At 47.8% G+C, this 19,177-nt stretch carries 16 protein-coding genes; 6 read left to right on the plus strand and 10 right to left on the minus strand.

Translation table 11 applies throughout. The features are described from left to right. Nucleotides 1-111: 111 nt before the first annotated feature. Both BN162_RS06275 and BN162_RS06280 read left to right on the plus strand, forming a co-directional pair. On the plus strand, nucleotides 112-456 hold the full coding sequence (locus tag BN162_RS06275) for a hypothetical protein (RefSeq protein WP_020224237.1): 345 nt from the start codon (nucleotides 112-114) through the stop codon (nucleotides 454-456). Nucleotides 457-556: 100 nt separating this feature from the next. Further along, complete coding sequence (locus BN162_RS06280) at nucleotides 557-1,039, plus strand: GNAT family N-acetyltransferase (protein WP_020224238.1); 483 nt, start codon at nucleotides 557-559, stop codon at nucleotides 1,037-1,039. Nucleotides 1,040-1,264: 225 nt separating this feature from the next. Here the strand turns inward: BN162_RS06280 and pepT are convergent, their stop codons facing one another. Together pepT and BN162_RS17780 are read right to left on the minus strand one after the other, a co-directional pair. Beyond that, a complete protein-coding gene (gene pepT / locus BN162_RS06285; protein WP_020224239.1) occupies nucleotides 1,265-2,485 on the minus strand; it encodes a peptidase T in 1,221 nt (406 codons plus the stop codon). Continuing rightward, the gene (locus BN162_RS17780) at nucleotides 2,482-3,081 is read right to left on the minus strand and encodes a DUF1349 domain-containing protein (protein ID WP_020224240.1); all 600 of its coding nucleotides are present in this window, start codon (nucleotides 3,079-3,081) and stop codon (nucleotides 2,482-2,484) included. Before BN162_RS17780 ends, pepT begins: the two co-directional genes overlap by 4 nt. A 173-nt stretch (nucleotides 3,082-3,254) precedes the next feature. On the opposite strand from BN162_RS17780, the gene BN162_RS06295 reads away from it, so the two are divergent. From BN162_RS06295 to BN162_RS19140, 3 genes are read left to right on the plus strand one after another with little or no spacing between them, the layout of a single operon-like run. After that, nucleotides 3,255-3,713: a MarR family winged helix-turn-helix transcriptional regulator gene (locus tag BN162_RS06295; protein ID WP_020224241.1), complete on the plus strand. Its 459-nt coding sequence runs from the start codon at nucleotides 3,255-3,257 to the stop codon at nucleotides 3,711-3,713. Continuing rightward, entirely contained in the window at nucleotides 3,704-6,610 is a 2,907-nt protein-coding gene (locus tag BN162_RS06300) for an acyl-CoA dehydratase activase (protein ID WP_020224242.1), read from the plus strand. Before BN162_RS06295 ends, BN162_RS06300 begins: the two co-directional genes overlap by 10 nt. After that, nucleotides 6,603-7,874, plus strand: a complete 1,272-nt coding sequence (locus BN162_RS19140) for a 2-hydroxyacyl-CoA dehydratase (protein WP_020224243.1) — start codon at nucleotides 6,603-6,605, stop codon at nucleotides 7,872-7,874. The genes BN162_RS06300 and BN162_RS19140 overlap by 8 nt, the downstream gene beginning before the upstream one ends. A 201-nt stretch (nucleotides 7,875-8,075) precedes the next feature. On the opposite strand, the gene BN162_RS06310 is transcribed toward BN162_RS19140, so the two are convergent. The 6 genes from BN162_RS06310 to BN162_RS06335 all read right to left on the minus strand — a co-directional run bounded on the left by BN162_RS06310 (nucleotide 8,076) and on the right by BN162_RS06335 (nucleotide 14,503). Beyond that, nucleotides 8,076-8,669 carry a cytidylate kinase-like family protein gene (locus BN162_RS06310; RefSeq protein ID WP_020224244.1) on the minus strand — a complete coding sequence of 198 codons (594 nt, stop codon included), beginning with the start codon at nucleotides 8,667-8,669 and terminating at the stop codon, nucleotides 8,076-8,078. Next, the gene (locus BN162_RS06315; protein WP_020224245.1) at nucleotides 8,569-10,077 is read right to left on the minus strand and encodes an MATE family efflux transporter; all 1,509 of its coding nucleotides are present in this window, start codon (nucleotides 10,075-10,077) and stop codon (nucleotides 8,569-8,571) included. The genes BN162_RS06310 and BN162_RS06315 overlap by 101 nt, the downstream gene beginning before the upstream one ends. 232 nt (nucleotides 10,078-10,309) lie before the next feature. After that, a complete protein-coding gene (locus BN162_RS06320) occupies nucleotides 10,310-11,680 on the minus strand; it encodes an MATE family efflux transporter (RefSeq protein WP_020224246.1) in 1,371 nt (456 codons plus the stop codon). Continuing rightward, nucleotides 11,677-12,120 (minus strand): MarR family winged helix-turn-helix transcriptional regulator, encoded by a 444-nt coding sequence (locus BN162_RS06325; protein ID WP_020224247.1) that lies wholly within the window; start codon nucleotides 12,118-12,120, stop codon nucleotides 11,677-11,679. The genes BN162_RS06320 and BN162_RS06325 overlap by 4 nt, the downstream gene beginning before the upstream one ends. 175 nt (nucleotides 12,121-12,295) lie before the next feature. After that, complete coding sequence (gene add / locus BN162_RS06330) at nucleotides 12,296-13,309, minus strand: adenosine deaminase (protein WP_020224248.1); 1,014 nt, start codon at nucleotides 13,307-13,309, stop codon at nucleotides 12,296-12,298. A gap of 186 nt (nucleotides 13,310-13,495) precedes the next feature. Next, nucleotides 13,496-14,503, minus strand: coding sequence for an asparaginase (locus tag BN162_RS06335; RefSeq protein WP_020224249.1), 1,008 nt, complete (start codon nucleotides 14,501-14,503; stop codon nucleotides 13,496-13,498). Between the two features lie 502 nt (nucleotides 14,504-15,005). Between BN162_RS06335 and BN162_RS06340 the strand changes: the two genes are divergently transcribed. Continuing rightward, nucleotides 15,006-16,502 carry an alpha-glucosidase gene (locus BN162_RS06340; protein WP_051032509.1) on the plus strand — a complete coding sequence of 499 codons (1,497 nt, stop codon included), beginning with the start codon at nucleotides 15,006-15,008 and terminating at the stop codon, nucleotides 16,500-16,502. A gap of 252 nt (nucleotides 16,503-16,754) precedes the next feature. On the opposite strand, the gene BN162_RS06345 is transcribed toward BN162_RS06340, so the two are convergent. Then, on the minus strand, nucleotides 16,755-17,642 hold the full coding sequence (locus tag BN162_RS06345; protein ID WP_020224251.1) for a MurR/RpiR family transcriptional regulator: 888 nt from the start codon (nucleotides 17,640-17,642) through the stop codon (nucleotides 16,755-16,757). A 290-nt stretch (nucleotides 17,643-17,932) separates the two neighbouring features. Further along, a complete protein-coding gene (locus tag BN162_RS06350) occupies nucleotides 17,933-19,171 on the minus strand; it encodes a mannitol dehydrogenase family protein (RefSeq protein WP_020224252.1) in 1,239 nt (412 codons plus the stop codon). Nucleotides 19,172-19,177: the final 6 nt, after the last annotated feature.

Here is a 19,177-nt window from a genome sequence, read left to right on the forward strand (position 1 = left end):
CATTTTCTCTGGTTGGTTGATCCGGAACTGATTTCTCATTTCAAGTTAAAGGTCGCTGCGGATCAAACCTGGATCTACTGTGACGGACAGCTGCAGGAGGTGAAATAAACGATGAATAAGAAACGACTGATTTTCAATATTTCTCTGATTTTGCTTTTGGTCGCTGTACTGTTTCTGTATTTTAGTTTCAGGATTCCAGCCCGGCATTTCAGCAGCGCTGTCCTTAACCAATGGGAAACACGGTTTGCCAGAGGTGGTCAATTTGGCGATGAGCTTACCGCGGCGATTGAAAAAGCGGTGAAGCAGCAGGATCTGCCGCAAGCCTGGCAGTTGAGTCAATACTATGCCTTTGTTTATACCAAACCGGAGATAGAAAAAGATAAGCTGTGCTGGACAGAAATGGATAATGCCGCTACTGCTCAAAAAAAGCGATATTGCGGTCGATTAACGCCATAAGCTTCCATGCTCCTTCAGCCTTATGATGTTTGTTTCAAAACAGGCTGTAGTCTGATCCAGCAGCTAAGTGAATATCAATGAATCCAAGGAGGACTATGATTTGATTACTTTTCAATCCGCGCAAGAAGATGAAATTGAACTGATTTACCAGCTTTATCGACGCTGTGCCAATACAAGCCGAGGCAGTTGGGATGACGAATATCCTACTTTGGAGTTTGTGAAACAGGATTATGCGCAGCAGGGTTTAATGACGCTGAAAAATGAACGCAATGAAATCATTGCTGCCGGAGCGATTACCTCAGCGGAAGAACTGAAGGATCTGACGCGCAGTACGGAGCTGCATCAACTGTTGGAATTAAGCCGGCTTGGCGTTGATCCGAAGTATCAGGGGCAGGGGTATGGCAGACTTTTGCTGCACAATTTAATGGAAGAAGTACGTCGGCGCCATGCCGATGGGATTCAGTTGTTAGCTGCCAGTGCGAATATCCCAGCTTTATCTTTATACCGCCACGCCGGCTTTGAAGAAAGAGGCAGCTTTTTGATGTATGGGATCGATTTTATCCTGCTGGAGAAACGATTTTGAATTTCTGCCAGAATTGACTTTCAATATCAAAAAATTCAAATTGATAAAAGAACGCAAAAAGGAAGCAAACCCATGATCGGATCACCCAGAGGATCCAACGGTTGCTTCCTTTATTTATTTCATTATATTATTCAATGGATTCTACTTTCGGTAGCCATCTTTCATTAGAAAAAGCTGAACTTTTCTGATTTTGAGTTCAGTATCAAGTTCAGCTTCGATCCGTTCTTACTTCTTTAAATTGACTGTTGCTTTGACAATGTTTAACAAAATTTCAACCACTTTGTGCATCTCCTGAATGCTGCAGACCTCATAACGGCCATGACAGTTCGCGCCGCCAGTTCCTAAATTCGGACACGGCAGTCCCATAAACGTCAATCGCGCTCCATCAGTTCCGCCGCGAACCTTTTCCACCCAAGGCTGAAGTCCTGCTTCAGTGATCGCCTGTTTTGCCAGATCCACAATCCATTCCTGATCTTTCAAAATTTCCTTCATGTTGCGATAGGATTCCTTAATCTCAACTTGAACCAGCGGCTGTCCGTACTTCTGATTCATATATTCCCCAGCCGCTTTCATCATCGCCATCTGTGCCTCAAACTGAGCACTGTCATGATTGCGGATGATGTATTCCATAACGGCCTGTTCAACATTGCCCTGCATATTGTTCAGATGGTTAAAGCCTTCTGTTCCTTCGGTATACTCTGGACGGTTAAAGACCGGCAGCATCGCATGGAATTCCATTGCGACATTCAGCGCGTTGATCATTTTATGCTTTGCGCTGCCCGGGTGAATGGAAAAGCCCTGAACTGTAATTTTAGCACTGGCGGCATTGAAGGTTTCATCGCTGATCGCTTCCATCTCCCCGCCGTCAACGGTAAATGCAAAATCCGCATGGAAATTTTCTACATCGAACAAATCGGCGCCCCGTCCGATTTCTTCATCCGGAGTGAAGCCAATCCGAATTTCACCATGCTTGATCTCCGGATGGCTCAATAAAGTTTCCGCCATCGTCAGAATATCCGCAATCCCCGCTTTGTCATCAGCGCCCAATAAAGTATTCCCATCTGTGACAATCAGATCCTGTCCAACATACCGCTGCATGTTCGGAAAATCACTGACCTTTAATGTAATCTGATCGTTGAGCTGAATATCCTTTCCGTCATAGTTGGAAACAATCCGCGGGTTGACGCCTTCTCCGCAGAAATCCGGCGCTGTATCCATATGGGCGATAAAGCCGACCGTCGGCACTTCAAAATCAAGATTGGATGGAATCCTGCCGTATAAATAACCGCGGTCTTCGCGGACTTCCTGAATGCCCATCTGTTCCATCTCGGCTTTCAGCACCTTTAAAAGATCCAGCTGACAGGCAGAGCTGGGAACCGTCGGACTTTCCGGATCGGATACCGTGTTGATTTTCGCATAGCGAATTAAACGTTCTTCTGGGGTCATATTTTATTCCTCTTTTCTTCCCATTGCAGGCTTTCAATCATCATATCAAAGAATTCAGCGTCAAACGACGAATCACCCGGGCTGCAGGCATAAAATCCGGCCTGGACGACGCCCTCGTTCAGCGGCAGCGCAAATTCCCGCAGCCATTTGAACTTCAGACCGTTAAACGAAAATTCGATGCGGAACTCATTCTGCCATCGATGCAGCCGCAGCGTCAACGTATGGATGCCGCTGGAAATCGGCATCCCGGCCCAATCCGAAAATCCGCCGTAAGTGACAGTCGAACAGACGGATGACGTCTGTTCATCGCGATATTCAATTCCCGCCTTGCACCAGTTGGAAAGGTCACCCATGACAAAGAGGCCCAGCTGATCATAAATCTCATGCAGCTGCGCGCGAATTGTAACCGTTAATGTAAAATCCTGACGGATTGGCAGCAAGATCGCATGGCCGCTGAATTTCTCCAGCTGCCGTGATCGGTTAAACCAAAAATCAGTTGCCGGTTCCGTACTCAGGATAATTCGATTTTTACCCGTCGTCCATAACGCCGGGCGGTTGATCCAAGTCATCAACGAAGTATCCAGCCGCTTTTTCATAGTTAGCCTTCCTCACCTGCTTTTATTATATCAAATTCCCCGAAGAATAGAATTTTGAAAGTGAAAATAAGATGAAAAGAAAACAAAATTCAGGCATGACAATTGACTTTTTTATTTAAATGGTTAATATTTAATGCATTAATTATTAAACAATTAAGGATTGGAGACTAGCCATGATCTATGAAGCGGATGAGAATGAACTGATGAATCTTGTACGGAGTGTGAACAATCACATGAACCATGTGCTGAATCAATTTTACTCGCCTTACGGACTCACACGGCCTCAGGCGATTGTTCTTTCTGAGATTGAACGCCATGGTCCGGTTACGGTCAGTCTGCTTGCACAGCGGCTGGGCATGACCACAAGCAATCTCTGCCTGATTGCTCAGCGGCTGGAAAAGAGCGGTTTTTTAAAGCGCAACCGGGATCCGGAGGATCAGCGCAGCGTCATCTTAATCAACACGATGAAAAGCCACGAGCTGATCCACCAGGTTCAGGAAAGTGTCAATGAAATGATCCGGCAGCGGCTGGAATACACCGATCCCGAAAATCTGGATAAGATAATGGAGGGACTGCGGTTATTAAACGCTGTCATGATGAAACAGAATCAGGGGGACAAAGCATGCGATTAGGAATAGATATTGGATCCACAACGATCAAATATGTCGTCCTGGACGATGAAGGACGTTGTATTGATCAGGATTACCAGCGCCACAGCTGTCAGATTACGGAAAAGCTGATCGAGGTGCTGCAGAAGGTATCCGCCAAATACAATCAGCCGGCTATGGCGCTGGCGGTTTCCGGCTCCGCTGCAATGGGCTTGCAGGAAAAATGCAGTCTGCCGTTTGTGCAGGAGGTGTATGCAACGCGGATTGCCGCAACCAAGACCCTCAGCGAAGTCGACTGCATCATCGAACTGGGTGGGGAGGATGCGAAAATCCTGTTTCTCAGCGGGGGTTTAGAAGTCCGGATGAATGGTACCTGCGCCGGCGGCACAGGCGCATTTATCGATCAGATGGCGACGCTGTTGAATCTGAGCGCGGAAGAAATGAACGAGGCGGCCAAACAGGCGGAAAAAATCTATACGATCGCTTCCCGCTGCGGTGTCTTTGCCAAGTCCGATATCCAGCCGCTGATCAATCAGGGCGCAGATAAGGAAGATCTGGCAGCCAGTATTTATCAGGCGGTCGTCAATCAGACGATTCAGGGTCTGGCGCAGGGACGGAAAATCGAAGGTTCCGTTGTGTATTTAGGCGGTCCGCTGACCTTTAACAGCGAACTACGTTCTGCTTTTGACAAGACGCTGAAGCTCACCGGCATCTGCCCGGAAAACAGTCTTTACTACGTCGCGATCGGAACCGCAATGTTAGCAGAACAGCCGGTTTCCTTCGCCGAAGCGATCCAGCAGCTGCAGACGATGGACAGTTCCAGCTTTGTCCGCTCCCTGCCGCCGTTGTTTGCCAGCGAAGAGGAATACCAGCAGTTTTACAACCGGCATCAGCGCAATCAGGTCAGGGTTCATGAACCCAAGGAAATCATTGGCCGCTGTGCTTTAGGCATTGACGCCGGCAGCACAACCGTCAAGATGGTGCTGATCAACCAGCAGGAGGAAATTCTGTATTCGATGTATCAGCCGAACCAGGGCAATGCGCTGCAGCTGGTGCGGGAAGCGTTGATCGAACTGTTTCAGAAAAATCCGCAGATGGAAATTGTCTCCAGCTGCGTTACCGGTTATGGAGAAGATCTGATCCGCAGTGCCTTTGGCGTTGACTTGGGAATTGTTGAAACGATGGCGCATTTCACTGCCAGCCGCAAATATATGCCGGATGTTGATTTCATCATTGACATTGGCGGTCAGGACATCAAATGCTTTAAGATTCACAATGGGACGATTGACAACATTTTCTTAAATGAAGCCTGCTCGAGCGGCTGCGGCAGTTTCCTGCAGACCTTTGCCAACGCGCTGGGCTATGATATTGAGGATTTCTCTCGGCTCGGCCTGTTCGCCAAGCATCCGGTCGATCTGGGCAGCCGCTGTACGGTATTTATGAATTCTTCGGTCAAACAAGCGCAGAAAGACGGCGCTACGATCGATGAAATCTCAGCCGGACTGTCGATCAGCGTTGTTAAAAATGCCTTATACAAAGTCATCCGCACTGCCGATGCGCGGTCTTTGGGCAAGCATATCATCACGCAAGGCGGCACCTTCTACAATGACGCGGTGTTAAGAGCCTTTGAGCAGGAGCTGGATACCGAAGTGATCCGTCCCAACATCGCCGGCCTGATGGGCGCTTACGGCTGTGCGCTGCATGCCCTGCGGCATTGTCCGAACAGCTCTTCCTTATTGACGCTGAAACAGCTGGAAGAATTCCACAATGAGATCCGCTATGTTCAATGCGGTCTGTGCAACAACCATTGCCGGCTGACTGTCAACCAGTTCTCTGATGGCCGCCGCTACATTGGCGGCAACCGCTGCGAACGGCCAGTGACCAAGAAAAGCACCGCCCAGGATTTAAATATCTATGCCGTAAAACGCGAGCTATTGGGCCAATATCAGCCGATCCCGGGTTCACGCGGCAAAATCGGCCTGCCTTTGGCGCTGAACATGATGGAACTGCTTCCGTTCTGGTACACCTTCTTCACTGAATTGGGCTTTGAGGTCGTGACCTCCGGGTTTGCTTCGCTGGAAAAATATCAGAAGGCGCAGAATTCGATTCCTTCCGATACGATCTGCTTCCCAGCCAAGCTTGTCCATGCCGCAATTCAAACCTTGCTTGACCAGCAGATTCCAGCCATTTTCTATCCGTGCATGACCTACAACATGCGGGAGAAAAACGCCGACAACAATTATAACTGTCCGGTTGTCGCCTACTATCCAGAGGTCATTGCCGCCAACATGCAGCAGGTAACGGAATGCGATTTCATCTACGATTATGTCGGCATTCACCGCAAAAATGATTTCCCGATCAAGATTCATAAGATTTTAAACCAGCATTTCCGGCTTGGTCTGCGCGAGGTGATCAAGGCCAGCAAGAAAGCGTATGAGGCTTACGACCAGCACCTAGAAACCATTCGTCAGAAAGGTCAGGAAATCATCACCCAGGCTCAGCTGGACGACCGTGAAATTATCGTTTTAGCCGGCCGGCCCTACCATGCGGATCCTTTAGTTTCCCATGATATTGACAAGCTGATCACCAGCTATGGCGCGGCAGTGATCAGTGAAGATGTCATCAACGAGGAAGTCGGCAAGAAGGAATTGGGAGTCTGGAATCAATGGACTTATCATTCCCGGCTGTATGCGGCGGCGCGGTATGTCGCAAAGCAAAAGAAGATGAATCTGGTGCAGTTGGTTTCCTTCGGCTGTGGCGTCGATGCGATTACGACCGATGAAGTGCGGGAAATTCTTGAAGCTCAAGGCAAGATTTACACCCAGATCAAGATTGATGAAATCACCAACCTGGGCGCGGTCAAAATCCGTCTGCGTTCCCTGTTCGCCGCTTTGAAACAGGAGGAAGAAAATCATGACTGACAATAAAGTTCTGTTTACTAAAGACATGCAGAAAGACTACACGATTCTGATTCCGATGATGGCGCCGATTCACTTTCAGCTGCTGCGCAATGTTCTCGTTCACAGCCGGTATAACGTGGAGCTGCTGGAAAACACCGGAGCTTCCGTCGTTGAACAGGGTCTGAAATACGTTCACAACGACACGTGTTATCCGGCACTGTTAGTCATCGGGCAGATGATCGACGCCTTGAAAAGTGGAAAATATGATGTTCACAAAACCGCTCTGATCATCACGCAGACCGGCGGCGGATGTCGGGCAAGCAACTATATTTATCTGCTGCGCAAAGCTTTGAAAAAAGCGGATCTGGGCTTTGTCCCGGTCATTTCATTAAACCTGTCCGGCCTGGATTCCCAACCCGGCTTCAAGCTGAGTCTGTCGATGCTGCAAAAAATGCTGGGCGCTTTGGTCTATGGCGATCTGTTGATGGATTTAAGCAACCAGGTACGGCCGTATGAAGTAAATCATGGCACTGCCGATCAGCTTTGTCAGCATTGGATTGATGATCTGAGCAAGCAGTTTGACCGGCGGCAGGGCTTGTCGATCGGTGATATGAAGCGCAACATGCGGGATATCGTCATGTCCTATGCCGCGATTGAGCGGGAAAAGAAAGAGCTGGTTAAGGTCGGCATTGTCGGGGAAATTTATATTAAGTATTCACCGCTGGGCAACAACAACCTGGAAAAATTCCTCGCTGAGCAGGAATGTGAAGTTAAGCTTCCGGGCATGATGGGCTTCATGCTGTACTGTATTTACAATGGTGTTGAAGACGTCAAGCTCTATGGCGGCGGATGGGCTAAAAAGCAGCTCATGGGCTTTGTTTATTCCTTAGTGCTGAAGCTGGAGAAGATGACAATTGATGCGATCCGCACCTATTCTGATTTCGAAGTACCCGGATCCTTCCCGGAAATGAAGGAAGGCGCCGAAAAGATTATCGGTTTGGGCGCCAAGATGGGTGAGGGCTGGCTGCTGACCGGCGAAATGGTGGAGCTGAGCAAGTCCGGCTTTAAAAATATTATCTGCACGCAGCCGTTTGGCTGCCTGCCTAACCACATCGTCGGCAAAGGCATGATCCGCAAGATCCGTGAACAGGATCCCGAATGCAATATCGTGGCGATTGACTATGATCCGAGTGCGACTCAGGTCAATCAAGAAAACCGCATCAAACTGATGCTTTCCATCGCCCGGGAAAACATGAAAAAAGCCGCCGGTGAATCGGCAGCTTAAAAGAACTGATTCGTGTTCAAGAACACGGTTTAGAGACCAGAAGCAAGCCAAGCTTCTGGTTTTTTTTGGTACTTTTCGTTTTTTCAGAAAGCTTTCCCCGTTTTACACCCCGGAGATTTCTCTTCCTTTAAAATTCTTTTTCCATGTTGACAAGCGCCGCAAATCGCAAATTTCCCGAGTCCGGCGTTTTAACGCTGAATTTCAGCGCTGATATAAATCGGCCAAAATTGCGACACAAGTATCGATTCCCAGCTCACCGCTGTCCAGAGCCAGATGGAAATTTTCCGCCATCCCCCAGGTTTGTCCTGTGTAAAATTCATAGTAAACCGCCCGGCGTTTATCCTTATCCCGAATCCGCTTGTCAATCGCCACCTCGGTTTCACCATAGACCTCGACAATCCGTTTAGCTCGCTTGTCCTTTTGCGCGTGGATAAAAGCAGTCAGGCAGTCCGCATGGCCTTTTAGAATCACATCCGCGCACCGGCCGACGATAACGCACGATTCCTTTTCCGCCAGATCCAGGATGATCTGACGCTGCAGCTGCCACAGCTGATCCTGGATCGAAGTGCCCATAAACTGACTTTCCGACAAGGCAAAGGCCCAATGACTGCTGTACGGCGAAGCTTCCTGCTGCTTTGCGACCATTTCCGGCGTAAATCCGCTCGCCTCCGCTAATTTTTCAATCAGCTCCTGATCATAACACGGAATCCCCAGCTGGGCTGCCAGCTGTTTCCCTACGGTCCGTCCCCCGCTGCCGAACTGACGGCTGATCGTTACAATTCTGTTGTTTGTCATTTGCAATTTCCTCCTTTTTCGGTTTTAAAGCATTTAAGGTCACGGCGATCACGCCGGCTGAGATCATAAAAGTCAGAGCATCCGAAACCGGCATGGAATACAAGATACCATCCAAGCCAAAGAAAACAGGCAGAAGCAGTGCCAGACCAACGCCGAAGATCAGCTCTCGGATTAATGACAGCAAAGTAGAAATCAACGCTTTTCCCAAGGCCTGAAGATAGATAAACGTTGCTTTGTTCACACAGGCCAACACCATCATGCACAGATAAATCCTAAACGATTTCAAAGCAAACTCCGTATAATAAACACTTTCACTGGCCGCACCGAAGATAGAAATCAGTGTTTTAGGGAAAATTTCGACCAGCACAAGTGCTAAGGCTCCCAACACGACCTGTCCTGCCAAAAGCCGAAGCAGAATCGTCCGGGCCCTGTCCTGTCTTCCCGCACCTCTATTATACCCCACAATTGGAATACAGCCAGCTGCCATTCCAACAGAAATTGAAATTACAATCTGAAAAAACTTCATGACAATCCCTACGACGGCCATTGGAATTTGTGCATACTGCGGCTGACCGAAGATCGGATCCAAGGCTCCATAGCGCTGAATCATATTGTTAATCGCAGCCATAGCCGCAACAAGTGATATCTGCGACAGAAAACTGCAGATGCCTAACGGCAGAAACTGCCGCATTAATCGTCCGCTCAGATGAAAACTTGAACGATTCAGCCTGATCGCTTTCATCCTGCCTAAATAAAGGATCGCCAGCACCGCAGTGATCACCTGACCAATCACCGTCGCAATCGCGGCTCCCCGCATTCCCCAATGAAAGCCGAAGATAAACAGCGGATCCAGAATCAAGTTGACCAGCGCTCCGGCTAATGTAGATATCATTGCGTATTTCGGACTTCCGTCGCTGCGGATTATCGGATTCATAGCCTGACCAAACATGTAAAACGGTACGCCCCAGCAAATCCAGAAAAAATATTCTTGAGCGTAGGCAAAGGTTTCTGCATTGACCCGGCCGCCGAACATCGTCAGGATCGGCGCCTGGAATCCAAAGTAAACGACGGTCAGAAGCAAGCTGACGATCACACTCAGCACGACCGCATTGCCAACAGTGCGGTGAGCGTCTTCCGTTTTCCCGCGTCCCAGGCTGAGGCTGACAAAGGCACAACCGCCATCCCCTATCATCACGGCCAGTGCCAGCGCAACGACGGTCAGCGGAAAGACGACGGTGTTGGCAGCATTGCCGTAAGAGCCCAGATAGCTGGCATTGGCGATGAAAATCTGATCAACAATGTTGTAAAGCGCTGCGACTAACAAAGAGATCACACAGGGAACAGCATATCGGGTCATCAGTTTCCCTATGCTTTCAGTTTCCATAAAGGCGTTAGAACGATTTTCCATTTCATTTCCTCCTTCGACATAAAAAAACGGGCAGCCTTTTGCTGGATTTTAGCGTTCCATGGCTACACGTTTCTTTCAGTCTTCTATTCATAAAACAAAAAAACAACGAGCTGGCAACTGGACTTACGCCTTTCGCGACTCGTTGTGGTGTTATTTTAGCACTTCAAAATAGAAATTTCAAAGTTTTTTTGTCATATAAGCTCTTTTTATTTCTATCGTTTCGCTTCTGCCATCACGCTTTCTGCGCTTTAATTTTCTGGTTCAATTCTTTTAAAAAGCGAATCAGGAAAGGAAAGCAGACAATAAACGTCAGTACATCCGCCAGCGGCTGAGTCAGCTGTACGCCGCGCAGCTGCCAAAACTGCGGAAGAATCCAGATCAAAGGCAGAAAGAATACTCCCTGACGGCAGGCGGAAAGGAACGTGGCTTCAGCCGGCTTGCCGATCGACTGAAACGTCATGTTGGAAATCACACCAAGCGGCTGAATAAACAACGCTAAACACTGAGCCCGCATCGCATAGGTTCCGATTTCCAGCACCTGTGTATCCGCCTTGGTAAACAGCTGAATCACCTGCGGGGCAAAGAGAAAGCCCGCGACGGCCAATAAGCCCATCATCACAAAGCTGACCACAGCCGTAAAGGTAAACGACTGCTTTACCCGCTGATAACAGCCGGCGCCGTAATTAAAGCCCACCACTGGCTGATAACCTTGGCCAAAACCGATCAGAACTGACAGGATCAGCATAAACACTTTACCAACAACGGACATAGCGGCCACCGCAGCATCGCCATATACCGCTGCATTGACATTCAGCATGACTGTTGCAATGCTGGCCAATCCCTGCCGAAAAAACGACGGCAGGCCAGTTTTCAGAATCGCTGTTAAGTCCTGAAGCTTCCAAGAAATATTCCGGAAGCTGAGATGAAGCAGACTCTTGCGCATCAGGAAACAGGATAATAAAATCAAAAAACTGACAATCTGGCTGAGGATCGTCGCAATTGCCGCTCCGGCAATCCCCAGATCAAAGCCGAAGATGAAAAGCGGGTCGAGTACGATATTGAGCAGACCGCCGGTTGTAATGCCAATCATCGCTAACGTCGCCTTGCCCTCTGAACGCAAAACATTATTCAGCACAAAGGAGGACGACATCACAGCCGCACCCAATAAAATATACTGAGCATAGTCGCGGGCATACGGCAGAATTGTCGGCGTCGCCCCCAGTATGGCCATCAAAGGATTAATAAAAAGCAAACCGAATACCGTCAATGCCAAACCGAAGGCAATGGCCGCAAAAAAGCCGGTACTGGCGATCTTCTCAGCTTCATCGTGTTTGCGGGCGCCTAACAGCCGGGAAATTAAACTGCCTGAACCGATGCCCAAGGTAAATCCGACAGCCTGAATCAGAGCCATCAGCGAAAAAACAATCCCCACCGCTCCGGTCGCACTGGTTCCCAGCTGCGAAACGAAAAATGTATCCGCCATGTTGTAGATGGATGTAATCAGCATACTGATAATCGTCGGTACGGCCAGCGTTGTAATCAGCCGAGGAATCGGCTGGGTCGTCATCTTCTCGACCTGAGTCAGCGTCGCTTCCCCACTCATGCGGATTCCCGTCCTTCCGAGGTACTTTCACCGCGCAGATTCTCTGTCATGCGCTGGATATATTGGATAAACTGGGCTTTCTCCTCCGCAGTAAACCCCTGCAGCGCGATCTTTTCCACTTCATCATGGATATCGCTCATTTTTTTATGCTGCTGAATACCGAAATCCGTAATTTGAACTTGAATGCTGCGGCGGTCCTTATCGCTGCGGATCCGCTCGATCATCCCGGCTTGTTCCATTAAATCTAAAATTTTAGATACAGTCGCCGGTTCGATATCGCAAGCTCTCGCCAGTTCTACCTGTGTCCGGGAACTGCGAGTTAAAAGATGCAGAATCTTCGGCTGTCCCATCGAAATGCCTTCCTCTGCCATCCGCGGCCGGATTTGTGAGGTCTGCGCCCGATAAGCCCGTGAAAATAAAATACAAAAAGGTTTATTCACAACAAAGCCCCTTTCATTAGTCACCTAATAGTTAGCTTCCTAATTATAGAATGAACTGCGAACCTTGTCAAATTTCAAAGAGCTGAAAATGAAATTCCATGACTTCTAAAGCAAAGATGATAAACAAAAAGACCGAAGCTCATAATCTGAACTTCGATCCTGATCTCAAATTCTCTTACAAACATTCCATCAGCCGCCGCGTCAGCTGCTGCTTGATCTCCTTATCCGCAAACGCCGCCCGGACACTGTTGAGATTGAGATGAATCAGATCCTCGCGGGTTAATCCCAAATAACGCACTGCCTTGTCATATTCCTGATCCAATGTCGTATCACTGATCGTCATGTTATCTGTGTTTAATGTCACGATTGCCCCGCGCTCCATCAGCGGTTTCAAGGCATGATCGCTGTACGAAAGCTGGTTGCGGCATTGGACGTTGCTCGTCAGACACATCTCCAACGGAATTTTCTTTTCGATCACTTCCTGCAGCACAGCACTGTCTTCCAGGCAATGTCCGCCATGGCCAATCCGGCTGGCGCCCAAATCCAAGGCTGACTTAACCGAAGCCGCCGGACCGCTTTCTCCCGCATGGATCGTGTAAGGAATTCCATATTCCTTCGCTTTTTTAAAGCAATCGGAATAGCCTTCCATCGGTGTGATGCCCTCAGCCCCTGCCAAGTCCACGGCAACAACCCCTTTGCCTTTGAACTCATTAGCTGTCTGGACCGTTTCCAGATTCGCTTCGTGATTCAGCGACGGTTCACCCAGCGTCATCAAACACAAGATCAGACCGACCTTGATCTGCGGATGTTCGCACATCGCGATCCGCATTCCTTTGATAACCGCTTTAACAGCCTGATGCTGCGTCAGGCCTTTCTGCGTATGAAACTGCGGCGCAAACCGCAATTCCGCATATTCCACACCCTGCAAAGCCAATGTTTTCACTAACTCCCGCGTACAGAGCACCAAGGCTTCTTCATCCTGCAGAATCGCAATCGGCAGCTCAAAACGCGCCAAGAATTCATTCAGGCTGTTGTTGTCGCGGCTGACGACGATCTGACTGCGGAATTGTTCCAGGGTACAGGCAGAATCAATCAACTGACGATCTTGTGCCAAAGCATACGCCAGCTTTAACGGCAATGAGCCGTCTAAATGAACGTGCAGATCAATTTTCGGAAATGAATATTCCATCATAAAACCTCCATTCTCTGTATTTTAATTGTCATCATTCCATCCATCCTAAAGCTTTTTCCTTATTTCATTCTGTTCAATTCTTCCCTGTTCACAACAGCGGATCCAACGAAACTAAAATTCAAATGAATAAGGAGAAAAGCCCGGCTTTATTGAAATAAAGGTTACGCTGTTCCGTCTGCTTTGTCAATCAAAACTCTCATTCCGTTCATGAATCCGATTGGTTTCAAACAGTGCGCGGATCTGCTTTGGATCCTGGCTTTGCCCCAACACCCACATCAGTTTCGTTACCGCGGCTTCACTGGTCATATCCTTGCCTTCCAGCACGCCATAACGCAGTGCTTTCTGTCCGACTTCATAAACGCTGAAATCGCTCTGTTCATACAAGCACTGACTGCAGACAACAACCGTGATGCCCGCCTGTGTCATCTGCTGGAGCTTCGCCGTTAAGTCCCTGCGGATAAATGATAAGCCGCCGATACCGAAGGCTTCGATCACCACGCCGGCACATTGCATCTGGATCAGCGCATCAAATAACCGCGGATTCATACCGGGGATCAATTTTATCAGAACAACCTCCTTGCACAGTTGGCTGCGCAGCTGAAAGGGTCCGTCCACCTTAGGCAGCAGCCCTTCCCGGATGTTTAACCCACGGCTGTCAATCCAGCCGACCGGTTTCACATTGACACTTTCAAAAGCCTGAAAATTAGTTGTCCTAACCTTAACCGCCCGTGTTCCCAATAAGATTTGACGGTTAAAGGCTACAAAAACGCCGGAGTGTCCGCTCGCCGCCATCGCCAGTGCGGTTCGGATATTTTCTAACCCGTCGCTTAACGGATCCGTCAGCGGTAACTGCGAACCGGTCAGCACAACGGGAAGCGGTACATTTTCCAACATGAAGCTCAAAGCCGAAGCCGTATATGCCATCGTATCTGTACCATGGGTTAAGATCACGCCTTCCGCCCAGCCTTCGGCAATCAGCTCCGCTACTTTTTCGGCAATCCGCTGCCATTCCTCCGGCTGAATATTGGAACTGTCCAGCGTAAATAAATCCCAGGTTTTGATTTCATATTGATCAATCAAATTTCCTAACAGTTGGCGCAGTCCGCCAGCGTCCAGCTGCGGTGTCAAGCCTTCATCCTGTTGAGCACAGGCAATCGTTCCGCCTGTTGTCAGCCATGCGATTCTCTTCATTGGTTCCTCCCCTGCCGTCTGTTTGGACGGGATGTTTTTTATTTTCAAGCTTTTTGAATTTTGCGTATCTTTCCAGCTTTATTGTTACTTAACCTTATTTTAACGTGGATCTGTTCCTTTATCAACTTCATCCCGCGGATTCGTTTTTTCTTCCCCGTTAAACAAAAATACTGAAAAACAGATCTGAATTTTTTTCAATCCGTTATCATAGAGAAAAAGCAGAAAACCGACACGTCGGCGGTTTCCATTGCAGATAAAAAATAAGGAGAGAAAGGAGCTTCCATATGAATCGGAAACAAGCAGGACTTCTGGGAGGAATTGACTTGATGGTCTGCCTGCTTATTCAAATCGTATAGTTGTGAAGCTTTCACAAACAAATGAACATTCTGTGGCTGATCGGTCTGACTCTGATTGTTTTCCGATTTCCGTCAGGCATTCCTCAGCTGCAAAAAATGAAGCCGAATTCAGTTTCTGTTTGTGATACAATAACAGGGGTGATACTATGGATTACAAAAATAAAGTGATTTATCAAATCTGGCCGCGTTCTTTTCAGGATTCCAACCATGACGGCATCGGTGATCTTCGCGGAATCCTGCAGCGCCTGGATCATCTGCAGGATTTAGGGATTGATATGATCTGGCTGTCGCCGGTCTATTGTTCTCCCAATACGGATTACGGCTATGACATCAGTGATTATTACAGCATTCATCCGGATTTCGGAACGATGGATGATTTTGATGCTTTATTGGCAGAATGCAAAAAACGCGGGATGGGGATCATCATGGATCTGGTGGCAAATCATACCAGTGATCAGCATCCCTGGTTTCAGGCATGCCTGAACGATGTCAACAGCCCTTATCGGGATTGTTACTACTTCCGCGAAGGCATTGGCAGCAAAGAACCGAATAACTGGATCAGTATGTTTGGCGGCAGTGCCTGGACGAAAGATCCGCTGAAACCGCAAAGCTGGTATCTGACGACTTTTACGCCCCATCAATGTGATCTCAACTGGGAGAATCCTCGTGTTCGCGAGGAAGTGGCCAACGTCATGCGCTTCTGGCTGGAAAAAGGCGTCAGCGGCTTCCGCATGGACGTCATCAACACGATTGCCAAGCAGCCAGGACTGCCCAGCTGGCACCCGGAGAAAAAAGGCTATCAGTTTGCGAAAGATTTGATGACCAATCTGCCGAAATCCCACGAATATATTCAGGAATTGATCGGCAAGCTCAGTCAGGATTTTGATTTCATTACGATCGGCGAAGGGATGATGGCCGATAACGATGCCTGCGCTCTATATGCCGGGGAAGACCGCGGCGAGCTCAACATGATGATCATGTTTGATCTGCATCTGCAGGACTGCGGGCCCTTAGGCAAATATGATTTCCGCAAGCTTTACCACTGGACCATTCCCGGCTTCAAGTCGATCATTTTCCGCTGGCAAAGCGACAGTCAGAAACGGAACTACTGGGTTGCCAATTATATGAACAATCACGATCAGCCCCGTTCGATATCCCGTTTCGGCAACGACAGCCGCTACCGCATCGAAAGCGCCAAGGCGTTTGCCTTAATGAATTTGACATTAAGAGGAACGCCGCTGATCTATCAGGGTGAGGAAATCGGCATGACCAACTGCCGTCTGGAAAAGGATGAGTGGCGTGACTATGAGGCAATCAACATTTACAGCACGCTGCAGACGATGATGCATCTGCCGAAATTCATCGCCAAGAAAGTGGTGCAGCGGATGACCCGCGATCATGCCCGAACTCCGGTGCAGTGGGACGAGAGCGATTATGCGGGCTTCAGCGATCATCAGCCCTGGATCAAAGTGAATCCCAACTATAAACAGATCAATCTGAAACAGGATCTTGGCTTAGAAACAAGCATTTGCCGCTGGTATAAACAGGTCATTGCCCTGCGCAAAGCCTATACCGCACTGAATACCGGCATTATGAAGCCTGTTTTAAAAAAATCACAAACAGATCCTCGGCTATGTCCGTAAGGATGACAAGGCAGAATTTCTTGTCTTGATCAATCTCAGCGGTTCGCTTGCCCGGTTTAATCTGAAAACCGAAGGCTCAATCTTGATGGATTCTTATCCTGATCCTCAGCCGCAGCTGCTGCGGCCTTATGAATCCAGAGTGATTCAAATTCGTTAGGCAGTCAGATTAAGTCAGCCATGTCAAGCAAAAAGGCGGAACTTCCGCCTTTTTATCATGGGTTTATCCTTGTATCATAACAGCTTGATCTGGCATTACTTCTTGCGGTGATTTTCAGGAAAGGAGAACTCCTCATCAGGTAATAAAGGCAGTCCTCCAAATTCCGGACGGGTAATATCATCCAGTTCACGAATGCTTTTATTATGCCGCTCCGGATCTTTCTTCCATAAATTCAAATAGATGCAGTCGATGAGAAATAACTGTGAGCAGCGATTGGTGATGGACTTGAAGTTCGTATAAATTATGAATTCCGGACAGCATAACGAATAATCAGACATGCGTTTTAAGGTATTGTCCTGAATTCCGGTGATGGTAATCAGCGTCACGCCCTGCTGCTTGGCAAACCGCGCCAGTTTGTTGGTCACCGTTGATTCTCCGGAAGAAGAAACAAAGAACGCTACATCGTTTTTCTTCATTTTCTTTAATAAAGAGATCACAACGAAATTATCTTCCGAGTTATAAGCTTCAATCCCAATCTCAAGCAGCCGATTTGTAAATAATTTAGCCAGTATATTGGATGACTGCGCTCCAAAACAGAATACTTTTTCAGCTAGATATAAGCGGTCGACAATGATATCAATCGTCTGTACAGGATTATAATCCATGACTTCTTTCAATGTCGCATCATAGCTTCGATACAGTTTTTCATTGGTTTCCACTGTATCTTCCTCCGGACTGACAGAGGAAATATCCATATCATTTAAGCTGCTTTTGATCAGATCATCATATAGATCCTTATAACTTTTATAGCCCAGTTTCTGTGAAAAACGAATAATTGTCGACTGTCCGACTTCGGCCCTTTCCGCCAGTTCATAAGAAGTTAAATCTTTTACACTCTGAAAATTATCGACAAGATAAGCTGCGATCCGATTTTCCGAATGAGTTAACGAAGGCAAGGCTCTTTTTAAATTAACAATAAACATAATTTTTCCTTATTTTGTAAATGAATTGAATTCATCTTACCATTGATACCCTAAATTTGTCAATTCCGCCTTGATTCAAACGAGGGTGCAAAGCGGCTTTTTTCTGATTCCCCTATTGCCTTTCCCAAGCCGTCCATTTTTCTCTCTAAACGCCTCGATCAAGATGCTTTTTATTGAATCACCGAGGCTTAAAAACATAGAATTTAAACGATGAACAGAAAGTCACAGCGGACAAGTTTTCCTGCTTATCCGCCGTTCTTTTTCACTTTTTCTCTGGAAAACGGAGTTCCTCAGCCTTGCTGAATATATTCATCCAGCGGATTGGTCCTCGCTAAATCATAATATTTTGCCAGAATTAAATCGTAGATCAGTTGATCTTTGGCATCTGAATCAGGATTTAGTCCGCAGACCGCTTTGATGGTTTCCTCGATTCCCAGTGTGCGGATTTTTTCATGCAGCTGATCAGTCCGCGGATCCCCTTCATTATGAAAGTAAAACCCATAAGCTGCATTCTGACATATATGGACAGGCAGTATTCCGTATTCAAGCGCATTCAATGCTGCGCCAATAAACCGATCAGTCCGGCGCAGTTTGCGAATCGGATCATTGCCGACACGGATAACCGTATCCTTCATCGTCCGATCGCGATACCATGCCCACAGTCCCAGTTTTGTTTCCCGATCCTGCACTTTAGGCAAGCCATAACGCCGCGCCAGCCCCTGATAGGCCTCCTCTGCCGCATAATAAGCCATTCGGCTGATCTGATCATCATTAGCCGCATCGCAGACATTTTCATAACCATAGTATTGACCAAGATACGCCAACGAACAATGGGACGTGTTGACATTCCATATCTTACAGTGCATAAACCGCAGCGTGTCATCTTCTTCGACGAAAAAACTTGGCAGAACAATTTGATCCGCTTTCCTGATCTGAGCGGTGTTGACCTGCAAGCAGGAAAAGGCATCATTTTGAACACTGCAGAGGTCACGCACTTTTTGTTGAGGGGTTGGAAACGAACTCACACGATAGATAATGGATTCAGCCAGAACGTAATAACGGTCATATTCCTTTTTTTCCTCAGCGGACAGATGTTGTTCAAAAGCTTTTGAAAAATAGTCATACAACCCAATGTAATTCGCGCCGACGACCAGGGCTGTTTGTTTGTGGATATCCTGCTTTATCCGCAAAGCAATCGCGTCTTTGATATCTTGGACGATTGATTCAAAAGCATCGTCAAACGTAGCGGTAAATATTAAATCCGCTTCAGCCAGGGCCTGCAGATATAACGGCCGATCCCGATGAATATGAAAAGCCTGATAACCGCTCACAACACATTCATCAAACCCACTGCCGTCGGCATTTTCAGAAAACGAAAGGTATTGTTTCTGCCGATTCAGCTGATCAATCAGTTCAGCATTGATATCCCCAAATGTGATCAAGTACCCATCCTTATAACAAAACTCACCGTGAAGGCCGCGGCCGCTGCGCCCGGCTCCAATAATTACGACATTTCCTTTTTTCTTCATCTCCGT

It is taken from the genome of Holdemania massiliensis AP2, from assembly GCF_000327285.1.
GTDB lineage: Bacteria > Bacillota_I > Bacilli_A > Erysipelotrichales > Erysipelotrichaceae > Holdemania > Holdemania massiliensis.

Coding starts and splice junctions, on each gene's coding strand:
- BN162_RS06310 (WP_020224244.1), bottom strand. CDS start 8,669: ATGACAAACAACAGAATTGTAACGATCAGCCGTCAGTTCGGCAGCGGG.
- add (WP_020224248.1), bottom strand. CDS start 13,309: ATGGAATATTCATTTCCGAAAATTGATCTGCACGTTCATTTAGACGGC.
- BN162_RS06275 (WP_020224237.1), top strand. CDS start 112: ATGAATAAGAAACGACTGATTTTCAATATTTCTCTGATTTTGCTTTTG.
- BN162_RS06300 (WP_020224242.1), top strand. CDS start 3,704: ATGCGATTAGGAATAGATATTGGATCCACAACGATCAAATATGTCGTC.
- BN162_RS06320 (WP_020224246.1), bottom strand. CDS start 11,680: ATGAGTGGGGAAGCGACGCTGACTCAGGTCGAGAAGATGACGACCCAG.
- BN162_RS19140 (WP_020224243.1), top strand. CDS start 6,603: ATGACTGACAATAAAGTTCTGTTTACTAAAGACATGCAGAAAGACTAC.
- BN162_RS06350 (WP_020224252.1), bottom strand. CDS start 19,171: ATGAAGAAAAAAGGAAATGTCGTAATTATTGGAGCCGGGCGCAGCGGC.
- BN162_RS17780 (WP_020224240.1), bottom strand. CDS start 3,081: ATGAAAAAGCGGCTGGATACTTCGTTGATGACTTGGATCAACCGCCCG.
- BN162_RS06345 (WP_020224251.1), bottom strand. CDS start 17,642: ATGTTTATTGTTAATTTAAAAAGAGCCTTGCCTTCGTTAACTCATTCG.
- BN162_RS06315 (WP_020224245.1), bottom strand. CDS start 10,077: ATGGAAAATCGTTCTAACGCCTTTATGGAAACTGAAAGCATAGGGAAA.
- pepT (WP_020224239.1), bottom strand. CDS start 2,485: ATGACCCCAGAAGAACGTTTAATTCGCTATGCGAAAATCAACACGGTA.
- BN162_RS06335 (WP_020224249.1), bottom strand. CDS start 14,503: ATGAAGAGAATCGCATGGCTGACAACAGGCGGAACGATTGCCTGTGCT.
- BN162_RS06295 (WP_020224241.1), top strand. CDS start 3,255: ATGATCTATGAAGCGGATGAGAATGAACTGATGAATCTTGTACGGAGT.
- BN162_RS06340 (WP_051032509.1), top strand. CDS start 15,006: ATGGATTACAAAAATAAAGTGATTTATCAAATCTGGCCGCGTTCTTTT.